The sequence below is a fragment of the Pseudoalteromonas sp. RB2-MNA-CIBAN-0110 genome, from assembly GCF_040309305.1.
Classification (GTDB): Bacteria; Pseudomonadota; Gammaproteobacteria; order Enterobacterales; family Alteromonadaceae; genus Pseudoalteromonas; species Pseudoalteromonas arctica.
This window is the reverse complement of sequence record NZ_JBEOOQ010000107.1, coordinates 1-438: the sequence shown is the minus strand read 5'-3', so window position 1 is coordinate 438 and position 438 is coordinate 1. Positions and strand designations below refer to the sequence as shown.

The following is a 438-nucleotide window of genomic DNA, read 5'->3' as shown; positions in this document are numbered from 1 at the left end:
ACAACCAAATGGTTGCCCCTGGAGTAGCCGAAGAAAAACTTAATTCACTGTCCGGAATTAGCTGACCACAACAAAGCAGCTTTTGTAATGCGCTTAAGGTATGCCCATAAACAACTGTAGCGCTAAACGCTTTGCTTTGTATTTCCATGTTAGTTTTTCGATACGCTCTGGCGCACCTTTAAAATGCAGCCAAGGCTTAATTATTTCTTCGTTAGGTGTCGCTCTGAGCCAATTAAAATGAGCAGCCTCTTTATTAAACTTTTGCCATATTTCGACTTGTTGAGCAAGTGAAAAGTCACTCCAAAATTTATTAGGTCTGTCATTTTTTTTATCAAATTCAGCGGTGGGTTCATCAAGGTGGCGGTAGTTTTCATACTCAGGTACATCAGGAAGTGGTTGGCTGTTGTCCATAAAACGCACTACACGCTCCCAATATAA

Annotated in this window: 1 pseudogene; it reads right to left on the bottom strand. The window is 40.9% G+C overall.

Going from position 1 to position 438, the window contains the following annotated elements:
* Positions 1 to 93 precede the first annotated feature (93 nt).
* Positions 94 to 438, bottom strand: a pseudogene (locus AAEY68_RS20750) (hypothetical protein); the annotation flags it as partial.